This is a genomic window from Intrasporangium mesophilum, from assembly GCF_054783095.1.
The window spans coordinates 118,143-138,152 of record NZ_BAAGRF010000009.1 but is presented as its reverse complement, the minus strand read 5'-3'; the positions used below and the strand labels follow the sequence as shown (position 1 = coordinate 138,152).

At 69.2% G+C, this 20,010-nt stretch carries 16 protein-coding genes; 5 read left to right on the top strand and 11 right to left on the bottom strand.

Features of this window, described 5'->3' with window-relative positions:
- The first annotated feature begins 6 nt into the window (after positions 1–6).
- From map to ACYVLP_RS08110, 3 genes are all read left to right on the top strand, one after another.
- Positions 7–789 (top strand): type I methionyl aminopeptidase, encoded by a 783-nt coding sequence (gene map, locus ACYVLP_RS08120; protein ID WP_460626837.1) that lies wholly within the window; start codon positions 7–9, stop codon positions 787–789.
- Positions 790–935: 146 nt separating this feature from the next.
- A complete protein-coding gene (locus ACYVLP_RS08115; RefSeq protein WP_460626836.1) occupies positions 936–1,973 on the top strand; it encodes an AraC-like ligand-binding domain-containing protein in 1,038 nt (345 codons plus the stop codon).
- Between the two features lie 92 nt (positions 1,974–2,065).
- Positions 2,066–4,798, top strand: coding sequence for a LuxR C-terminal-related transcriptional regulator (locus ACYVLP_RS08110; RefSeq protein ID WP_460626835.1), 2,733 nt, complete (start codon positions 2,066–2,068; stop codon positions 4,796–4,798).
- A 9-nt stretch (positions 4,799–4,807) separates the two neighbouring features.
- On the opposite strand, the gene ACYVLP_RS08105 is transcribed toward ACYVLP_RS08110, so the two are convergent.
- From ACYVLP_RS08105 to ACYVLP_RS08055, 11 genes are all read right to left on the bottom strand, one after another.
- Positions 4,808–5,371 (bottom strand): HdeD family acid-resistance protein, encoded by a 564-nt coding sequence (locus ACYVLP_RS08105; protein WP_460626834.1) that lies wholly within the window; start codon positions 5,369–5,371, stop codon positions 4,808–4,810.
- A gap of 14 nt (positions 5,372–5,385) precedes the next feature.
- The gene (locus ACYVLP_RS08100; RefSeq protein WP_460626833.1) at positions 5,386–6,264 is read right to left on the bottom strand and encodes an alpha/beta fold hydrolase; all 879 of its coding nucleotides are present in this window, start codon (positions 6,262–6,264) and stop codon (positions 5,386–5,388) included.
- A 56-nt stretch (positions 6,265–6,320) separates the two neighbouring features.
- Positions 6,321–7,172 (bottom strand): alpha/beta hydrolase, encoded by an 852-nt coding sequence (locus ACYVLP_RS08095; protein WP_460626832.1) that lies wholly within the window; start codon positions 7,170–7,172, stop codon positions 6,321–6,323.
- Positions 7,173–7,316: 144 nt separating this feature from the next.
- Positions 7,317–9,977 (bottom strand): MGH1-like glycoside hydrolase domain-containing protein, encoded by a 2,661-nt coding sequence (locus ACYVLP_RS08090; protein WP_460626831.1) that lies wholly within the window; start codon positions 9,975–9,977, stop codon positions 7,317–7,319.
- A gap of 194 nt (positions 9,978–10,171) precedes the next feature.
- Positions 10,172–11,182 carry an alcohol dehydrogenase AdhP gene (gene adhP / locus ACYVLP_RS08085; RefSeq protein ID WP_460627069.1) on the bottom strand — a complete coding sequence of 337 codons (1,011 nt, stop codon included), beginning with the start codon at positions 11,180–11,182 and terminating at the stop codon, positions 10,172–10,174.
- A gap of 171 nt (positions 11,183–11,353) precedes the next feature.
- Positions 11,354–11,857, bottom strand: a complete 504-nt coding sequence (locus ACYVLP_RS08080) for a nucleoside deaminase (protein WP_460626830.1) — start codon at positions 11,855–11,857, stop codon at positions 11,354–11,356.
- A gap of 44 nt (positions 11,858–11,901) precedes the next feature.
- Positions 11,902–13,422: a cytosine permease gene (locus tag ACYVLP_RS08075; RefSeq protein WP_460626829.1), complete on the bottom strand. Its 1,521-nt coding sequence runs from the start codon at positions 13,420–13,422 to the stop codon at positions 11,902–11,904.
- A 67-nt stretch (positions 13,423–13,489) separates the two neighbouring features.
- Positions 13,490–14,938, bottom strand: coding sequence for a YlbE family protein (locus tag ACYVLP_RS08070; protein ID WP_460626828.1), 1,449 nt, complete (start codon positions 14,936–14,938; stop codon positions 13,490–13,492).
- Positions 14,935–16,485 (bottom strand): acyl-CoA synthetase FdrA, encoded by a 1,551-nt coding sequence (fdrA, locus tag ACYVLP_RS08065; protein ID WP_460626827.1) that lies wholly within the window; start codon positions 16,483–16,485, stop codon positions 14,935–14,937. Before fdrA ends, ACYVLP_RS08070 begins: the two co-directional genes overlap by 4 nt.
- On the bottom strand, positions 16,482–17,450 hold the full coding sequence (locus ACYVLP_RS08060; protein ID WP_460627068.1) for an oxamate carbamoyltransferase subunit AllH family protein: 969 nt from the start codon (positions 17,448–17,450) through the stop codon (positions 16,482–16,484). The genes fdrA and ACYVLP_RS08060 overlap by 4 nt, the downstream gene beginning before the upstream one ends.
- Positions 17,450–18,055 (bottom strand): ankyrin repeat domain-containing protein, encoded by a 606-nt coding sequence (locus ACYVLP_RS08055; protein ID WP_460626826.1) that lies wholly within the window; start codon positions 18,053–18,055, stop codon positions 17,450–17,452. The genes ACYVLP_RS08060 and ACYVLP_RS08055 overlap by 1 nt, the downstream gene beginning before the upstream one ends.
- Positions 18,056–18,193: 138 nt before the next feature.
- On the opposite strand from ACYVLP_RS08055, the gene ACYVLP_RS08050 reads away from it, so the two are divergent.
- Both ACYVLP_RS08050 and ACYVLP_RS08045 read left to right on the top strand, forming a co-directional pair.
- Positions 18,194–19,129, top strand: a complete 936-nt coding sequence (locus ACYVLP_RS08050) for a carbamate kinase (protein WP_460626825.1) — start codon at positions 18,194–18,196, stop codon at positions 19,127–19,129.
- A 74-nt stretch (positions 19,130–19,203) separates the two neighbouring features.
- Entirely contained in the window at positions 19,204–19,875 is a 672-nt protein-coding gene (locus ACYVLP_RS08045; protein WP_460626824.1) for a GntR family transcriptional regulator, read from the top strand.
- Positions 19,876–20,010: the final 135 nt, after the last annotated feature.

The following is a 20,010-nucleotide window of genomic DNA, read 5'->3' as shown; positions in this document are numbered from 1 at the left end:
GCGCCGATGATCGAGATTCTCAACCCGACCGAGCTGACCCGAGCGAGGGAGACCGGCGCCCTGGTCGCCGGCATCCTGCAGACGCTCAAGGGCCGCAGCAGCGTCGGCACGAACCTCCTGGACATCGACCGGTGGACCAGGAGCATGATCGTCGAGGCCGGAGCAGTGTCCTGCTACGTCGACTACGCGCCGTCCTTCGGACGCGGCCCCTTCGGCCACTTCATCTGCACGTCGGTCAACGACGCCGTGCTGCACGGACTACCGCACGACTACCGCCTCGTCGACGGCGACCTGCTGTCGCTCGACCTCGCCGTCTCCAAGGGCGGCGTTGTCGCGGACTCTGCCATCAGCTTCGTCGTGGGCGACTCGCGGCCCCGCGAGAGCGTCGAGCTGATCAGCGCGACCGAGCGCGCGCTCCGCGCCGGGATCGCCGCCGCAGGCCCGGGGGCTCGCATCGGCGACATCTCCCACGCCATCGGCTCGACGCTCCACGACGCGGGGTATCCGATCAACACCGAGTTCGGGGGTCATGGCGTCGGATCGACGATGCATCAGGAGCCGCACGTGTCCAACACCGGACGACCCGGGCGTGGCTACCGACTGCGGCCGGGCCTGCTGCTGGCGCTGGAACCCTGGGTCATGGCGGACACCGCCGAGCTCGTCACCGACGAGGACGGATGGACGCTCCGGAGCGCGACCGGCTGCCGGACCGCCCACAGCGAGCACACGATCGCCATCACGGACGACGGAGCCGAGATCCTCACCGCACCGGCGGAGGGGCACGCTTGACGCTGGGTCGATGTATTCGCGCGCGCTGTACGACGCGGGATCACATCGACTCGGGGCGCAGTTTGCGTGTTTTCACCTACACGTCCGTGAACGGGCCTCCATAGCGTTGTGGTGCAGCAGCGCCCGACTGGAGTGGAGGTCCGGACATGCAGCTGACGACCGACACCGTTCCCGTCGACGAGCGGGCCGAGACGATCCGGGAGGCGATCTGGCGTTCGGTGGCCCGCCTCGAGATCGAGCACCGGCGGCCGGACGACATCCGGGTCGCCGCCTGCATCACCGACCTCGGTGCGGTGCGGCTGTGTGAGCTGTCGACGACGCCGGTCACGACGCGACGGACTCGGGCGCTGACGCGCGACTATGCGCCGCCGAGCGTGTTCCTTCAGCTGCAGCTGTCCGGGACCGCGTTGGTCGAGCAGGCCGGTCGGCAGACGGTCCTCGTCCCGGGCCAGTTCGCCGTCATCGACACGAGGATGCCGTACACGGTCACGCACGAACGCTGCGGGCGCCGCCTTCACGTCCAGGTGCCACTCGCGGCTCTCGCCCTGCCGGACCGGGCGGTGCGCGAGCTCCTGGGCGTGGGGCTGGGTCGCGATCGTCCCCTGTCCCGGCTGGTCATCCCGTACCTGCGCAGGCTGGCCTTCGAGGCGAGGAGCGGGAGTATGCCGCCTGCACCCGACCGCACGGACGCCTCCTCGAGTGGGGAGCCGGGCGCGAGGTCGCCCGAGCCGCCCGAGCCAGCCGGGCAGGCCACCCTGCTTCTCGTGCGGGCGCTGGTGGCGGCCCAGGCCGCGGGTGGCCCGAACGCGCGGGAGGCCAGGAGCGTGGTGGTGCCCGATGCCCTCGAGGCACGTGTGCTCGAGTACGTCCGCCAGAGGTTCACCGATCCTGATCTCAACGCGCGCCACATCGCGGCAGCGCACGGCATATCGGTCCGCTACCTCTACAAGCTCCTGTCCAGATCGGGCATCTCGCTGGGGTCCTGGATCCGTGAGCAGCGTCTGGAACGGTGCCGGGTCGCCCTCCAGAGCGCCGGTGCCGAGCGGGACACCATCGCGGCGATCGCGCACCGCGCAGGTTTCGGGGACCTCACGAACTTCTCCCGCTCCTTCAAGAGCGCCTACGGGGTCTCGCCGCGGGAGTATCGCGCCACCATGCTGCCCGTGACGAGCGCCCAATCCTGACGGACCGGCAACGGGAGGCTCCCGGTGTGGCAGGAGGGTCCCGCGCCGGGGAAGGATGGGGGCACTGCAACGCGAGGTGGTGACCGGCATACATGGGTGACGGCGTCGTCGGACGGCAACGTGAGTGGGCCCTGATCACCCGCCTGCTGTCGGCTGCCTCCCACGAGGGTCGCCCGTCCGACGACGGGTACGACAGGCGGCTTGTCATCCGCGGCCCGGCCGGCATCGGCAAGACTCACCTGCTGCGTGGTGCAGCGTCCGAGGCCACCGAACGCGGGTTCGTCGTCAGGCGTTGCACCGGCCGCCAGCGAGACCGTGACCTTCCGCTGGCCGGGCTCGAGGAGCTCCTGGGGGCGGAGTTCTCGGAGTTCGCCGGGTCGGAGCTCGCGCCGACCGAGCCGGACAGCCACCTCCCCGCGGCGATGCAGGCGCTTCGCATCGTCCTGAACCGGGCCCAGAAAGGACCAGTCCTGCTCGTCGTCGATGACGCGCAGTGGATCGACCGGCCGAGCTGGGAGGCCCTGCTGTTCGTTCTTCGCCGGATCCACGATGACCCGGTGGTCGTGCTGGTGGCGGTCACCAGTGGCACGAGGGGAGACGAGCGGCTCGAGGGTCTCGAGCTGCCGACGGTGACGCTGGAGCCGTTGAGGGGCGCCGACGCGGAGCTGCTGCTGAACCGCGTCGCTCCTGACCTGCCGGCCACCGTCGCCACGGTCGTCCTGCGCGAGTCCGCCGGGCTACCACTGGCCCTGGTTGAGCTGGCCGTCGCCGCAGGCCGAGATGGCAGCAGGCCCCTCACGGGCACGCTGCCGGTGACCGACCGTCTCGAGCAGACCTACGTACGGGCACTGAGCGGCCTGCCCGCCTCGAGCGCGGCCCTCTTGCGGGTCCTCAGCCTCGGGGAAAGCAGGTCCACCGGCGAGGTGATCGCCGCGGCTGCCCGGTACCTCGAGCGCGACGTGACAGTCAGCGAGCTGCATCCCGCCCTCGATGCCCGCCTGGCCGAGATGTCGACCGACGGGTTCGAGCTGTGGTTCGCCTCCCCGACCGCGAGTGCGGTCGTCGCTGCCCTCACACCGGTCGGGGAACGGCACCGGATCCATCTGGCCTGGGCGGACTCGCTGGCCGCAGACCCGGAACGGGCCCTGTGGCACCGGGCCGCTGGCACGCTCGGGCCGGCGGCCGGCTTGGAGTCCGACCTTCTTGCGCTGGCCGAACGTGCCGCAGAACGTGGAGACATCGACGTCGCCTCGGCGACGCTCGAGCAGGCAGCACGGTTTGCCGACGACCCACAGCGAGCGGCGCACTTACAGCTTCAGGCCGCGCAGTATGCGATGGAGCTCGACGACGCGCCACGCTGTCGTCGCCTGCTCGCCGCGATCAACCCCCACGCGCTGAGGTCCGAGGACCGGGCCCGCGTACGGTGGCTGGTCAGCATGCTCCGGGAGGGCTGGGCCGGTGCCGACACTCTGGCCGAGTTCATCGACAGCGCGCAGCAGATCCATGATGCAGGCGCCGACCGGGCGGCCCTGGAGGCACTCATGTCCGTGAGCCTCCGCTTTCATTTCACCAACCCCGCGCAGGTGATCCGAGACAGTGCGGTGCGGCTGCTGGACTCACTGAGCCTGGACGGTGACGCTGCGCTCGAGCGCCTTGGCGGGCTCGGCCTCATTGCGCCGGTCAGTCGCGGTCGCGAGCTGCTTGAGCGTATGCCGCAGATCGCCCCCATGTCCGTGCAGGACCCACTGACGTTGTTCAGGGTCGGCATCGGGGCTCTGGCCGTTGGCGACCCGGCATCGTGCCGTACCTTTCTCACTGCGGCCGAGAGCCGATGTCGTTCGTCTGGTCGGCTCGGCACACTCGCGAACGCCCTGATCGGCCTCGCGTTCGCGACCGCGCTGACCGGCCAGGTGGGCCAAGCCAGGGTCTACGCCACAGAGGGCGTCCGGCTGGCCACGGAGACCAACCAGCGACGTTGGGTCGGAAGCGGCGATATCGCACTGAGCTACGTGGCCGCCCTGCGGGGGGATGCCGACGAGGCGGAGCGGATTGCCGTCCACGTCGAGGCCGTGTTGAGCGCCGTCGGACTGTCCCCGATGTTGTCCCATGTCGAGCTCGCCCGCGGCATCGTGGCCGCATCCATCGGCGACCATGCCGCCGCGGTCGCCCACCTGTGGCGCCCGTTCAACCCGGACGAACCCAGCTTCCACCCTCAGGTGCGGTTCTGGGGCCTGACCCACCTGGCGTTCGCCGCCGTCCGCACCGGGGATGTGGACGTCCTCGATGCCGCCGTGGACGTCGCGCGACGCCAGCACGACCGGGCCCCAGCACCGCTGCTGACCACCGCCTTGGCCTTCGTCGAGGCACTCACGGCCCCGGACACGGAGGCTGCGGCGGCATACGAGCACGCCCTCGCCGCCATGTCCACGAGCTGGCCGTTCGAGCGGGCGCGCGTCCAGCTCAGCTACGGCAGCTGGCTCCGGCGGCGTCAGCGTCCGGAGCACGCCCGAGCTCAGCTGGAGCTGGCCAGTGCCGCGTTCACCGCCCTCGGCACCCGTCCCTGGGCCCAGTCGGCGCAGCGCGAGCTCCGCGCGGCCGGCGGTGCCATCCAGGCGACCGTGTCCCCGGTCGATGTGTTGTCACCGCAGGAGCTACAGGTGGCGGAGCTCGTGTCGGACGGTCTGACCAACCGTCAGGTTGCCGAGCGCCTGTTCGTGTCGCCGAGGACCATCGAGTCGCACCTGTACCGGATCTACGCCAAGGTCGGTGCGGCGAACCGCACCGACCTCGCGCGCATCCTCAAGCTGGGTGGCCAAACCAGCTAGTGGCCCGGATCATCCCACTTGCAGTGCGGCGTTGGCGCGGCTCCGGGCTGAACGGATCGACCAGGCGGTCATGAGCAAGGCGACCCCGGTGACGATGCTGAAGAAGCCATAGACGGCGGCGATGGTGACCGCACCGATGTCGGGCCGAAGGACGAAGGCGATCCCGAGCGCCACCGACAGCAGGCCGGTCAGCACGAAGAAGGTGCGCTCGCCCGCCGACTCGCCGGCTCTGAAGGCCACTCTCACCTGCAGGACTCCGGCGACCAGCGCCCACGCGGCGACGAGAAGGACCAGCGCCAGGGCGGTGATGTCGGGCCACACGATGGCAAGGACTCCGGCGAGCACGTCGACGGCGGCCAGCACGCCATGGCCCACCTTCGTCGACGTGGCTGCCTCCGCGCCGGCGGGCGGGGCGACGGCGGCCATGACGTTGAACGCCGCATCGACGAACGCCCACACGGCATACAGGATGACGAACGCGCCGATCGTGATGTCCGGCCACACGATCGCCACCACGCCGATGGCGACCGCCAGCACGCCCTGCACCGCGAGCCGCGTCGGTGATGCACGCATCGCCTTTCCTCTGGTCATCGCCGGGCACCGGCCCCCGACGGCGCAACGGCCGACGGGCCCGCGGTGGCGCGCGCGGCGGTTTCGATCAGCCGAGTGACGGTGTCCGGGTGGCTGACCATGACGGCGTGTGACGAATCCACCTGCCACGTCTGGGCGTTCATCCGACGAGCCATGGCACGCTCGGCCTCCGGCGGGATGGCCTGGTCCTGCCGAGCGACGAGGTACCACGAAGGCACCGACGCCCAGGCGGGCTGTCCGACGAGCTTGGCGACCAGCGCGGACAGCGCGGCGGGCCGCTGGGTGGCCGCCATCACGGCGGCTTGCTTGCGGGGCACGTCCGCGGCGAAGATCCGCTGGAACCACGCAGGGTCGATGTACCCATCCGCGTCGCCCGCGGGCGCGCCCGGGTAGGGCCGCAGCACCAGGTGCTCGAGCAGGTGCGTCGAGCCGCCGCCCAGCGCGTTGGCCTCCCCGGCCGACTCGTTCTCGTCGAGGGCGTATGCCGCCAGGTAGACCAGCGCGACGACGTTGCCGTCACCCTGCGCGGCCTGGGTGATGACGGCGCCGCCGTAGGAGTGCCCGACCAGGACGACGGGCCTCGAGATGGTGGCCAGGAACGCCCGGAGGCTAGCCGCGTCCTGGGCGAGCCCGCGCAGCGGGTTCGGCGGCGCCAGCACCGGATAGCCGTCGGCCTGGAGCGCTGTGATCGTGGCCGCGAAGCCCGACGCATCCGCGAAGGCTCCGTGCACCAGCACGATGGTGGGCTTCGGCTGCGGAGTCGCGGTGTGGTGGATGTCCGCGCCGTCGCGCACGACCGTGGCGGTTGCCGACGCGGGCGGACTGATCGCGAGCGCCGCAGCGAGCAGCCCGAGTAGTGCGAGCAAGGTGCTCATCAGGACCGACCTGGACGGGCCCTTCCGGGCTGGGCGCGACGTGCCTGCACGGGTGCTCATCGGACGAACCTCTCGACGAACTCCAGCGCGACGGTGGCGACCTCGCGCCAGCCGTTGTCGATGGTCAGCGCGTGGCCGCGGTTCTCGACCTCGGCGAGCTCGGTGATCCCGGGGTTCTTCCGCTGCTTCTTGAACGTGGCCTTCGAGATGGCCGGTGGAACGGTGTGGTCGGCCATCCCGGAGATCACGAGCAGCGGGCCACGCTCGGGGTTCTTGTAGTCGACCTTGGCCTCGGTCCAGGGGTTCAGGTTCGCGCTCGCCGCCTGGAAGATCGGCGCGCCTGACGCGGGGACGACGAACTGCTGGAAGAGGTCCTTGGCCTCCTGCTCGTCGACGGCGTTGGCGAACGCGTAGCGGAACTGGTCGAAGGTGAGCGGGACGGCACGGTGCCGGTTGGCCGGGTTGCTCAGCACCGGAGAGGACGACCGCAGCGCGGACACGGGCAGCGGCAGCACCCCGCGGAACGGGGCGGCGTCGATGGCGACCGTGGCCGCGGACTTCCTACGGCCGGCGACGATCTGGGCGAGCAGGCCGCCGAAGGAGTGCCCGACGAGGGCAGGCTTGCGGTCGAGCTGGTCGGCGATCTCGGTGAAGTGGTCGGCGACCTGCCCGACCGTCTTGTTGGCGAACACCTCCGGGTTCGCCTGCGCCTGCGCGACGGAGGCGGGGTCGTCGGGCCATCCTGGCGCAAGGGGGGCGTAGCCGGCGTCGGCGAACAGCCGCATCCAGCGGTCCCAGCTGCACGGCAGGAGCCACAGGCCGTGGATGAACATGACCGGCTGATGTCCGGTTGCGTTGACTGCTGCGATCTGGTCTTCGGTCGCATCGGGAAGCGGGTACTCGTTCACGGCTTCTCCTCGGTTGGCGGAAAGGGACAGCGCCAACGTAGGAACCGCGAACGACGGCGGTCTCGGCCTCCTGTGCACCGACACCATGCAGAACGTGCACCCCAGACCGGGTCGATGTGCTCCCGCGCGCTATACGACGCGGGATCACATCGAATCGGACTGGCTCACGAAGGGATCCGGGCGGCAGATCAGATCCGCCACCAGGCCGGTCCAGCCGGTCTGGTGGCTGGCCCCGAGACCCGCACCGTTGTCCCCGTGGAAGTACTCGTTGAAGGTGACGTTGTCCCTCCACCGTGGGTCGTTCTGCAGCTTGTCCACCTGGCCGTGGCAGGGCCGGCGGCCGTCTGCGCCCCTGAGGAACAACGACACCAACCGCTGACGGAGATCGTCGGCGCAGTCGGCAAGCCCGACTCGCCGGCCGCTGCCCGTGGGGTACTCGACGTCGATCTCCGCTCCCACCGACCGGGCGTAGCGCTGCAGGTTGCGCACGAGGAGGTAGTTGACCGGCATCCACACGGGGCCACGCCAGTTCGAGTTGCCTCCGAACATCCCGGATCGGGACTCGGCGGGCTCGTAGTCGACGGAGACTTCGGCCCCGGCCAGCTCGAGCCATACCGGGTGGTCCAGGTGGTACCGGGACAGGGCCCGCAGACCGTGTGGCGAGAGGAACTCGTCCTCGTCGAACACTCGGGCAAGGACGCGGCGGACGGCGCCAGGAGGAATGACGCCGACCGCGAAGTCGTCGCTGCCCGGCAGCTGGATCACCCGTGCCGCCGCCGTGGGCTGCCCGTCCAGGGCGGCGAACTCGAGGAACCCGGCGAACCGCTTCTGCAGCGTGAGCAGGCGGGCGCGGAGGTCGGGATCGACGACGACCATCGCCATCAGGGGCAGAACCCCGACGATCGACCGGACCTTGATCGGGGTCGCCTGCCCGTCGGGGGTCCGGAAGATGTCGTAGAAGAAAGCGTCCTGCTCGTCCCAGAGACCCTGGGAGTGCATCGCGTCCACGATGAGCACGAAGTGCTCGATGAACTTCACCTCGATGTCGGTCCACGCGTCGTCCTTCTCGGCGAGGATCACGGCGATCTCGAGCATGGTGAGGGAGTAGAACGCCATCCAGCTCGTGCCGTCGGCCTGCTCGAGGCGCCCGCCCTCAGGCAGGCTGGACCGGTCGATCGCACTGATGTTGTCGAGGCCGAGGAAGCCGCCCGCGAAGAGGTGGTCGCCCTCCGGGTCCATGCGGTTGACCCACCACGTGAAGTTCATGAGCAGCTTCGGCATCAGCCGGGCCAGGAAGTCGGAGTCGCGCCGTCCGTCGATGTCCCAGACATGGAGTGCGGCCCACGCGTGCACGGGAGGGTTGGTGTCACCGAACGCCCATTCGTATGCCGGCATGGCTCCGTTCGGGTTCTGGAACCACTCGCGGCACAGCACGAGCAGCTGGTACTTGGCGAAGGCCGGGTCGAGATGGGCCAGAGCGACGCAGTGGAACGCCATGTCCCAGGCCGCGAACCACGGGTACTCCCAGCAGTCGGGCATCGACAGGATGTCGCGGGCGTCGAGGTTGAGCCACCCGGCGTTGCGGCCGTGGCGCCGCTCCTGCGGAGGCGGTGGCTGCGTGGGGTCTCCGTCCAGCCAGCGCTTCACGTCATAGCGGTAGAACTGCTTGCCCCAGATCATCCCGGCGAACGCCTGTCGCGCCACGAGGCGCGAGTCGTCATCCGAGTCCGCGGGGATCACCTCGGCATAGAACTCGTCTGCCTCAACCTGCCGCTGGGCCAGGACGGCGTCGAAGGGCGCGCCGAACGCCGGCGACGAGGAGGGCGCGCGCAGCCGGACGCGCACGACCTGGGTCTCGCCCGGGCCGACCGTCAGCCGGTACCAGGCCGCGCCCTTGGTCCCGCTCCGGTCCGGGTTCACCGTCGGCGCGCCGGCCACGACATGGTCGCCGATGCCGTCCTTCGGGAAGGCCGGCGAGTCGGCCGAGCCGTACAGCCGCCGGGTGTTGGTGTCGTTGTCGCAGAACAGCAGATCGGGCAGACCTCCGAGCGGGTCGCGGTCCACCTCCCACACCAGGTCGCCGAACACCGGGTGCTCCACCGCGACCCGGGCGGGATCGGCGGACCGCAGCGACGGCCGCGCCGCGTCGGCGTCCCACGACCAGGTGTTGCGGAACCACAGCTGAGGCAGGACGTGCAGCGTCGCGGTCTCGGGCCCCGCGTTGGTGACCCGGACCTGCATCAGCAGGTCATGGGGGTCCGCCTTGGCGTGCACGACGTCCACGACCCAGTAGCGGTCGTCGTCGAAGATGCCGGTGTCCATGAGCTCGAACTCCGGCTGCGAGTGGTCGCGCCTGCCGTTCTCCGCCAGCAGAGCGGCATACGGGTACTCGGCCTGCGGATAGTGGTACCGCCAGTGCAGCCAGGCATGGCTCGGCAGGGCGTCGAGATACCACCAGTACTCCTTGACGTCCTCGCCGTGGTTGCCCTCGGGGCCGGTCAGCCCGAACATCCGCTCCTTGAGGATCGGGTCGCGACCGTTCCACAGGGCCAGGGCCATGCACAGGTTCTGCCCGACGTCGCTGACCCCGGCCATGCCGTCCTCACCCCAGCGGTAGGCGCGGGACCGAGCGTGGTCGTGCGGGAAGTAGCCCCAGGCGTTCCCGTCGGCGCTGTAGTCCTCGCGCACGGTGCCCCACGCTCGCTCGGACAGGTAAGGGCCCCAGTGGTACCAGGGCGTGGCGCCGTGGAGACCGTCTTCAGGATGGCCGAAGGAGTCCACTCGCAGGCGTTCGGTTCCCGGCATGAGACCTTGCTTTCTCGGGCGGCGCTGAGCTCGGCTTGGTCGGGCGAAGGGGCCTGCGCCTCAGCCGAGGACCAGGCCGGCCCTGACATCGACGCTAACCGGTCCCCGCATCGCTCCCCGTCATCCGGGCGGGGTGACACGGAGGCTCGGGGTCGGCGATGGGGGAGGTATGCCGGTGGGTGCCCGTGGGATCGTCAGTACTGGATGACGACGCGCCCGTCGATCTTGCCGTGCTGCATCTCGTCGAACACGTCGTTGATCTCGTCGAGACTGCGGGTGGTGACGGTGGCGTGGATGTGGCCGCGGGCATAGAAGTCGAGCGCCTCGGCCAGGTCCTGACGGGTGCCCACGATGGAGCCCCTGACGGTGAGGCCCTTGAGCACGATGTCGAAGATCGACGCGGGGAAGTCGCCTGGGGGCAGACCGATGAAGACGATGGTGCCGCCCCGGCGTGACATGTGCATCGCCTGCCCGAACGCCGACGGATGGACCGCGGTCACGAGCACGCCGTGGGCTCCGCCGGTCACCTGCTGCACCACCTGGGCCGGGTCCGCGGTGAGGGCGTTCACCGTGAGCTCCGCGCCGTGCTTCTCCGCCAGCGCGAGCTTGTCGTCGGCGATGTCGACCGCAGCGACGCGTAGGCCCATGGCCTTCGCGTACTGCACGGCGACGTGACCGAGACCGCCGATCCCCGAGATGACGACCCACTCCCCCGGCTTGGCCTCGGTCATCTTCAGGCCCTTGTAGACGGTGACGCCCGCGCACAGGACCGGTGCCACCTCCACCGGGTCGGCCCCTTCGGGGATGATCGCGGCGTACTTGGCGTCGACGAGCATGTACTGGCCGAACGATCCGTCGACCGAGTAGCCGCCGTTCCGCTGCTGCTCGCAGAGGGTCTCCCAGCCCGTGTTGCAGTACTGGCAGTCGCCGCACGCCGAGAACAGCCACGCGTTGCCCACGAGCTGCCCCAGGTGGAGGTTGCTGACTCCGTCACCGAGCGCGACGACCACGCCGACGCCTTCGTGGCCGGGTATGAAGGGCGGGCTCGGCTTGACCGGCCAGTCGCCCTGTGCGGCATGCAGATCCGTGTGACAGACGCCACTGGTGAGGAGCTTCACCAGAGCCTGTCCGGGCCCCGGGGTGGGCAGCGGGACGTCCTCGATCCTGAGGTCGCTGCCGAAAGTGTGGACTACTGCGGCTTGCATCGTGGTCATGAGATCTCCTAGACGTCGTTGTCACCGGGTTCGATGCGACGCTAGGCAAGAGAACGTTGCAAGCTCGTTGCAGTGCGGCCCTGCCGAGGTCAGGGGCGCGCCGGAGGGCACCCAGCGGCATACGGTCGTGGGGTCCGTATGCCGCTGGGCTGGGCGGCCGGGTCAGGCGATGACCGGCTCGCTGTCCCGTCCGTCGACGATCTCGGCGTTCAGCTCCCAGAACCTCGGGAACAGTGCGTCGCAGTCCTCGCGGTTGCCCGTGTGGACGAGGTTCACGACGCTGTCGTCCCGGCCGGCGAGGTAGTCACGGAGGTGGCCGTCGCCGAAACCGTGCTTGTCCGCGTCGTCACGGGTCGCGGCGAAGTAGCACGTCTTGATGCCGGCCCAGATGATGGCGCCGACACACATCGGGCAGGGCTCGCAGGTCGCGTAGATCACGCAGTCCGACAGGTCGCGGGTGCCGAGGATCGTGCACGCCTCCCGGATGGCGACGATCTCGGCGTGCTGGGTCGGGTCGATGTCGCCCAGCTGCCGGTTGCCGACGGTGACGATGACGTCGTCACCGCGCACCAGCGTTGCACCGAACGGCCCGCCGAGCTTCTCCTTCATCCAGTCGATGGTCGTCTTCGCGGCGTCGGAGTAGTACCTGTCTGCATCGGGGTGCATCTCGATCCTCCTTGGATCGGTTGTGCTGTCGAGGGTTTTCGGGGTCAGACGGCGTCACGCGTCGAGCGCGCCGACCTCCTCCTGAGGCCGAGCGCGTAGCCGACGAAGCCGATGAAGACACCGACGAAGAACGCGAAGTTGTTGAGCTCCACCAGGAAGGGGATGCTCTTGACGAAAGCGCCGAGCATCGTGACGACGAAGCTGACGGCGAGCACCGTGAGCGCCAGCCGGTTGTACCCGTTCGGGTGCTCGCCGACCTCTCCGTCGGCGACGTAGACCCGGTCGAGGTCGAGCCGGTCGCGGCGCTCGAGGTAGTAGCTGGCCAGCATGATGCCCGCGATCGGCCCGAACATCGAGCCGATGAAGCCGTAGAAGAGGAACAGCATCTGCTGGCTCTCGACGAGCTTCCACGGAAGGATCAGCGTCCCGACGACGGCAGTGAGCACGCCTGCCGTCTTGACGTTGAACACCTTGGGGAACATCGCGGTCATCTGCAGGCCCGACGGCAGCAGGTTGGCGAACACGACGAACGCGGTCGCTCCCGTGTTGAGGGCGAGAATGATGAGGACGACCGCGACGTTGCCGCCCAGGTTGTGGTCCATCTTGTCGAAGGCATAGACGATGTTGAAGATCTCCTCGCCGAAGGCGATCTTCGTGCCGGCGATGATGGCGACCGTGACGACCGAGAACAGGACGTAGGAGACGATCATCCCGAACGGCAAGCCGATCGACGGTGCCCCCACCGACTTGGCGTTGCGCGTCATGTCCGAGATGTTGACGATGGGGCCGGCCCAGTTGGACACGAGCGCACTGACGCAGGCGACGAAGACGAGCGGGCTCGCCATCGGCTTGTCCGGCGCGTAGTCGAGGATCGGCCCCACACCGCCGGCGATGTCGAACGCCCAGATCGCGGCGATGATGATGATCGCGTAGACGACGAGAGCCGACCACTTGCCGAACTGTCCGAGTGCGCTGGAGCCGCTGACGAACAGCAGCACGGTGATGGTCCAGAGCAGCAGGTAGGAGATGATCGTCGGCAGGTTCAGGCCCAGGAGCGAGAAGTCGCCTCCGAGCTGCAGGTAACCCGGCCAGATCCTGCTGAACATGACGTTGAGCGCCTGCGCGCCGACGAAGGTCGTCGTGCCGAAGAACACGACACCGGCGACGATGCCACGCGCCAATGCCGGGATGACCGAGCCCCTGACCCCGAACGAGTCGCGCAGCAGCATGGCGAACGGCAGGCCGTACTTCGCGGCCGACCTGCCGTTGAGGACATATCCGACCGACACGATGGTGGCGGCGAGCATGACGGCGAGAACGACCTGCGGCACGTTCAGCCCCAGGATGAAGAACCCGGCCACGGTCATGTAGCTCATGATGTTGTGGATGGGCCCCATCCAGAGGGTGACGAAGCTGAACGTGCTCCACGTCCGTTGCTCCGGCTGGAGCGGAAGAACGTCGGCGGCGTAGCCGCTTCTCGCGTACCGGGCGAGCTTGGCGTCGTCGATCCTGACGACGCCAGTGTCAACCTCGGCCAGCGCGGCCGTGGTGCTCACAGAGTTCATCGATGCTTCCTTCGACAGCGGCGGGCCTCGCTGCCCGCCGAGTTGGGTGATGCGGCGTGGTGGCTGGTCAGGAATGGTCCGCGGCGGCCAGGGACTCGAGCCTTTCGGCGAGAGCGACGATGGCCTGGTCGAAGGCCTCCATCGGCGGGTGGGTGATGCCGGCGCCGATCATCCCGATGCCGGCTTCCCGGTGGGCGATCGCCGTGTTGATGGTGGGCAGGATGCCGGTCAGCTCGACCTTGCGGACGTCGATGCCCGTCGGGACCCCCATGAAGCCAAGGAGCGGGATCGTCACGTTCGGGTTCTCCCCGGTGGTGATCTCCCTCATCTGCCGGGTGACGTCGACCGCCTCGTCGACCGTGCCGCCGACGAGGGCGACGATCGCCGGCGCCGCGGACATCGCTGAGCCGCCGATCCCGTAGGTCTCGGTGATGGCGCTGTCCCCGATGTCGAGGCCGGCGTCCTCGGGCTTGTACCCGGCGAACATCGGGCCGATGACCGGCTGTGCCGGTCCGGTGAACCACGTGTCGCCCTCGATCCCGGAGACGCGCAGGCCGTGCTCGACGCCGTTGCGAGCCATCGTCGTGAGGACGGTGGAGTACTCGATGCCGTGTGCGGCATCGAGGGCTGCCTTGGCCATCGCCATCCACGTCGGGCCGGAGAAGTAGTCCGAGGACGCGACGAAGTCGAAGACCTCGACCTTCTGCGCCTCGGTGAAGTGCGTCTGCAGAATCCGGGGCGCGAGCGCCTGGATGAGCAGCGTCGTCCCGGCGACGTTGCGGTTGTGGCACTCGTCGCCCATGTGCAGCGCCTGGGCGAGCATGAGGCGCAGGTCGATCGGGCCGCCGATCTGCATGGCCTCCTCGAGGATCGGACCGAGGACGTCTCGCATCCAGGCGAGCCGGTCGATGACCGTCTGGTCGTTGGCACCCATGCGCAGGACCTTCGCCAGCTGCTCGGACAGGTTCGTGTACGAGCGGTTGCCGTAGGTGGCGTTCTCGACCACGTGCATGTACATCGACGCGGAGGTCACGCCGGCCATCGACCCGACGCAGCCGTGCTCGTGGCACGGGGCGAAAGTGATCTCCCCCGACGCGGCAACCACATGAGCGTCGTCGATGTCCGTGGCGAGCCCTTCGAACACGAGCGCGCCGGCCACGGCCCCCCGCATCGGGCCCGACATGTTCTCGAAGGCGATGGGTGGGCCGGCGTGCAGGATCGTCGTCCTGGTCATGCCGGGCACGACGTCGATGGCCTGGCCGAAGCCGACGAGCATCGGCTGCGAGGACGTGATCCGCTCCAGTGCCTTCTGGTTGGCGGCCTCGATCCTCGCGGCGATCTCGGGCAGCTCGAGCACCTCGAGGGCGTGCAGCACCTCCGGCTTGCCGCCACCGGGTGGGGCCCACTCGAGGTGCGTGACGCCGGCGCCCTGGGCCGCGATGTCGTCGGCGAACATCTCCAGTCCGACATTGATGACACTGAGGTCCGCGCCGAACAGGTCTGCGACTGCGCTCATCGGTTCTCTCCCTTCCAGACGAACTCGCGAGCGAGCAGGCCCGTGTTGGTGCTGCTGCTGGCGATGGTCACACCGGCCTCCTCGAGGGCGGCGGTCTGCGCCGCGAGCGACGGTGTGTCGAGATCCGTTCCGAGGACATAGCCGAGGATCTCGAGGTGGCGGCCCTGCGACGCGGCGATCGCCTTCGCCTCGCGGATCGCCGGCAGGGTCACGCCGACGGGGTCCTCGTGAGCGCCGAAACCGAGGATGAAGTCCATCGCGATGACGCCGACCTCGGGGTCCTTGGCCTCCTCTACGAGGCGGGCGATGCGCAGGGACGGGTCGATCATCGGGTGGGGCCGGCCGTTGGTGAGCTCGTCGTCGCCGAAGTCGAGGAAGGTGTGGCCCCGGCTGGGGTCACCCGCGCCGAGGCGCAGCCTCGGGTCCTTCTGGATGTTCGACCACACGTCCTCGTACCTCCCGAGGGCGGCATACATCGCCTCGTCGCAGATGGTGCCGCCGCAGAAGAGACCGCGGATGTACTTCTGCTCGGGCGCGAGCTTGGCGCGGACCTCCTCGACGAGGGGCCAGTTGAGCGCATGGAGGTCGAGGTCCTCCTCCCTGACGCCAGTCAGGAGGAGCGCTTCGAGCGCGGCCGGCTTTGTGCCAGAGGCGAAGTGGCCACCGGCGGCCTCGACCGCCTCTTGGGAGCCACCGAAGAAGCACACGACGACGGGCTTGCCGGCGTGCTCGATCTCGGCGAGGACCTTCCGTTCCACGGCCGGGGCGGGCGGCTTCGACACGAGGACGATGACGTGCGTGTCGGGGTCGGCGGCCAGAGCCCGGATGCCGTCGATCATCATGATGCCGCCGACCTCCTCGGAGAGGTCGCGGCCGCCCGTGCCGATCAGCTGGGAGATGCCCCCGCCGAAGTCGTGGATCCGGACACTGACCTCCTGGCTGCCGGTGCCCGAGGCGCCGACGATGCCGATGTTGCCCCGGCGCACGGCATTGCCGAAGCAGAGGGCGACGTTGTTGATGATCGCGGTGCCGCAGTCCGGGCCCATCATGAGCAGACCCTTGTCGTGGGCCAGCCGCTTCAGCGCCACCTCGTCCTCGACCGCGACGTTGTCGCTGAACATCATGACGTGCAGGCCCTGTTCGAGAGCCTGACGGGCCTCGCGGACGGCATAGGCGCCGTTGACGGCGATGACGGCGAGGTTCGCACCGGGCGTGCCGGCGACGGCTGCGCCGACGGTCCGGTACGTGACGCGGTGCTCGCCGCGCGACTCCGTCCGACGCGTGAACAGGCCCTCGATCGACGCGATGGCCTCGTCGGGAGTGGTCGTGTCGTCGGTCTCGACGACGATCATGAGGTCGCCGGTGCCGGCCGCCTCGAGGTCAGCCGTGAGCAGGTCGAGGCTGCGCAGCACCTCCTTGTTCATGCTGGTGCCCATGGCCACGAACGCCTGGACGACGCCCTCGATCTGGTTGGCCTTGGTGGAGATCGACATCAGGGACACTGAGTCGAAATAGGTGTTCTTCTTGACGACGACCCTGGTGGTCATGCCGCGCCTCGCAGTTCTGTCTCTAGGTGCAGGGCAGCCTGCATTCCGGTCACGATGTCGGTCCCTGACGTGTTGCCGATGGTGATCACCTTTCGCGCCGCGGCGTGGAGGGCACCTGCGTCGCCCGCGGCGACGGCGTCAAGGACGGCGATGAGGGACTCGCGGACGCGGCCCCGGGCGGCCTCGTGCATCGCGGTCCAGCTGATGACATTCGTGCGGGTCCGGTGCGTCCACACGAGCCGGCGAAGCCACGGACCCAGCGCGTGGATGCGGGTGCCCGGCGCCGAGGCCATGGCGGCCAGGCCCGTGACGAAGTCGTCACCCGACGGCGTCAGGCCCGGGCCGAGTCCGATGACCCGCCCGCCCCACAGGGTGGCCGCTGCAAGGTCGCCCTGCGCGAGTGCACGGACCAGCCCGGTGGTCCCGACCTCGAGGGCTCGCGACACCCTTGCGTCGATCGTGCCCTGCCCGTCACGCGGTCGTATGCCGCCCGGCCGGCCGTGGCGGTCGATGATCCTTTCCAGCTCGGCCGCCAGCTGCGCGAGCCGGTCGGAGCCCGCCGACCTGCTGAGATCGGGGACCGTTGGCGTCCAAGGAGATACGTTCGCGACATCGATGGTGAACCGTCCTGGGCAGGCGAGCCCCGAGCCGTGCGAGACGACGGCTGCGCCTCGCGGGGCGCGCAGGTGCGACAGCGAGCCGGCGTCCACGACGATGGTGTTCGGCGCGTTGTCGACGTGGCGGGCAGCCAGAGTGAACAGGTCGCCCTCGGTCGTGCGGACGTTCACGACGGAGGCGAACGCGCTGTGCACAGTGCCGGCGAACCGCCCACTGCGGATGAGGCCCAGCAGCGGCTCGTCCGCCGTCAGCGCCCACAACGCGGTCGGTGCCGTCGGTGCGGTCGGTGCCGTCGGTGCGATCGGTGCCGTCGGTGCGGTCGGTGCCGCCGCCATCTGGGCTGCCATCACGCCCCGTACTGGACGAGGATGTCGACGATCTCGGCGTAGCCCTTCTCGCGGGCCAGCTCGATCGGCGCGACCCCCCACTTGTCGGTCAGGTGCGGGTTGGCGCCATGCTCCAGCAGGAGCCGGACGATCTCCTGCTGCACGGACCCGCCGTCACGCAGGATGATCGCCTCGATGAGTGCGGTCCAGCCGACGAAGTTGGTCAGGTTGACGTTGATGTCGGTCGTCGTGAGCAGCTCACGCACGATCTCCAGGTGGCCCTTCTCGGCGGCCGGCGTCAGGCCGTTGCCGCCGAAGCGGGTCAGGCGGGTCAGGTCCGTGCCGGCGCCCACCATGATCCGGACGAGCTCGAGGTCGTTGTGGATGCAGCCGTGGATGAACGGGTTGAAGCACGTCTCGTCCTGCTGGTCGATGTCGGCGCCGGCAGCGACGAGGTGACGGACGACGTCGAAGTGGCGGCCCTTGGCAGCGAGCAGGATCGCGCTCTGTCGCTGCCGGTTCGTTGCATCGATCGGCGCACCTGACTGGAGCTCGGCCTTGACCAGCTGGAGGTCGCCCGCCTCTGCAGCCTTGAGGTAGGTGCTGGGGTCGATCGGTTCCGTCATCGTCAATCTCCTTGGTGGTTCAGCGAACTCGACACGCCCGGAGTCCTGGGCGGGCTGGACAGCCCTGCCGAGGTCGTCACGGCTCACCGTAGCAGTTTGGTATACCGGATGCCATATGCCAACGCTACACTAGCCCGCATGCGCGTACTCCTGGCCCTTGGCGGCAATGCGATGACCGGACCCGACGGCTCGACCCACCCCGACCATCAGGTCGCTGCCGTGCGGACCGTCGCTCAGCACGTCGCACGACTGGTCCAGTCCGGTCATGACGTCGTGCTCACCCATGGCAACGGGCCACAGGTCGGCAACATCCTCGTGAAGCAGGAGATGGCCGCGTCCGTGCTCGCACCCGTCCCTCTCGACTGGTGCGGTGCCATGACCCAGGGGTCGATCGGCTTCCTGTTCCTCGACGAGCTGGATGCCGCCTTCGCGGCCGCCGGTATCGACCGTCGCTCCACTGCGGTCGTGAGCCGCACCCTCGTGCAAGCGGATGACCCCGCGTTCGCCGAACCGACCAAGCCGATCGGGCGGTTCCTCCCGTCGGCCGAAGCCCAGCTGATGGTCGAGCACGGCCAGGACTGGCGAGACTTCGGTGACGATGGGTGGCGTCGGGTCGTGCCCAGTCCGGAGCCCGTCGAGGTCATCGATGCGGCCGCGATCTGCGCCGCCCGCGACGGTGGTTTCACCGTCGTCGCGAACGGGGGCGGCGGGATCCCGGTCGTCCGCCGCGAGGACGGCCGTCTCACCGGCGTCGAGGCCGTCATCGACAAGGATCTCAGCGCGGTGGCACTCGCTGCTGCGACTGACGCCCAAGCCCTCGTCCTGGCGACCGCGGTCGAGCACGCGATCGTGGGCTACGGCACCGCCGACGCCCGTCCGGTCGCCCGCGTCACGGCCTCCGAGCTGCGCGCGCTCGCTGCCGACGGCCACTTCCCTGCAGGGTCGATGGGACCCAAGGTCGATGCGGCCTGCCGCTTCATCGAGGGTGGCGGCGAGCTGGCCGTGATCACCTCGCTCGACCGGATTCCTGACGCCCTCGGCGACGCTGCAGGCACGCGCGTGGTGCCAGGCTGACCGGCGTGTGGCGGAACCACCGCGACGGTGGGCTCGATAATGTGAGAGTGATGCCGCAACAAGGAGAGCCCGAGGTGAGCCTGCCGACGATCGGGTCGAGCCACCGGTCGCTTCGTGAGCAGGTCGCGGACGCGATCCGGGAGAGGGTCGTCAGCGGGGAGCTCACGCCCGGCACCCGGCTCGTCGAGCGGACCCTCGCCGAGGAGCTCGGTGTCTCACGAGTCCCGGTTCGCGACGCCCTCAACCTGCTCAAGGGAGAGGGGTTCGTCACCGACGTGCCCCGTCGTGGTGTCGTCGTGACGCGGCTCTCTCGAGAGGACGTCGACGAGCTCTTCGACGTCCGCGAGGCGCTCGAGGTGCTGTCTGTGAGGCTCGCGACCCAGCGGGCCACGCCGGATCAGCTTCGCGGTCTCAAAGCGCTTCTGCGCGAAGCGAATCTGGCCATCCGGGCGAAGGACACCTCGTCCCTCGGCCGCTGCAACCAGGCCTTTCACGACATGATCACCACGATCGCCGGCAATGCACTGCTGGCCTCGATGCTCGAGCCTCTCGAGGGCAGGATTCACTGGCTGTTGCGGCAGAACGACGACCCGAGGCTGCTCCACCGGGAGCACCTCGATCTGTACCAGGCGATCGCGAGCGGTGACGTCGACACCGCGGCGCGCGCTTCCCTCGCGCACGTCCGGACTAGCCGGCAGCTGTGCCTCGACCTGCTCTACCCGCAGGGCGTCGAGAAGTCTTCCTGACGCTCTACGTCGCCGGCTGGGCCGGCGCAGGGCGGGCGAACCTCGCCAACCGGCATACTCTCGTCGCGCATTTCGGCGCGCTCGCCGTCCGACGAGACAACCCAACTGGACACGTTGACGGGACCTCGATGACAA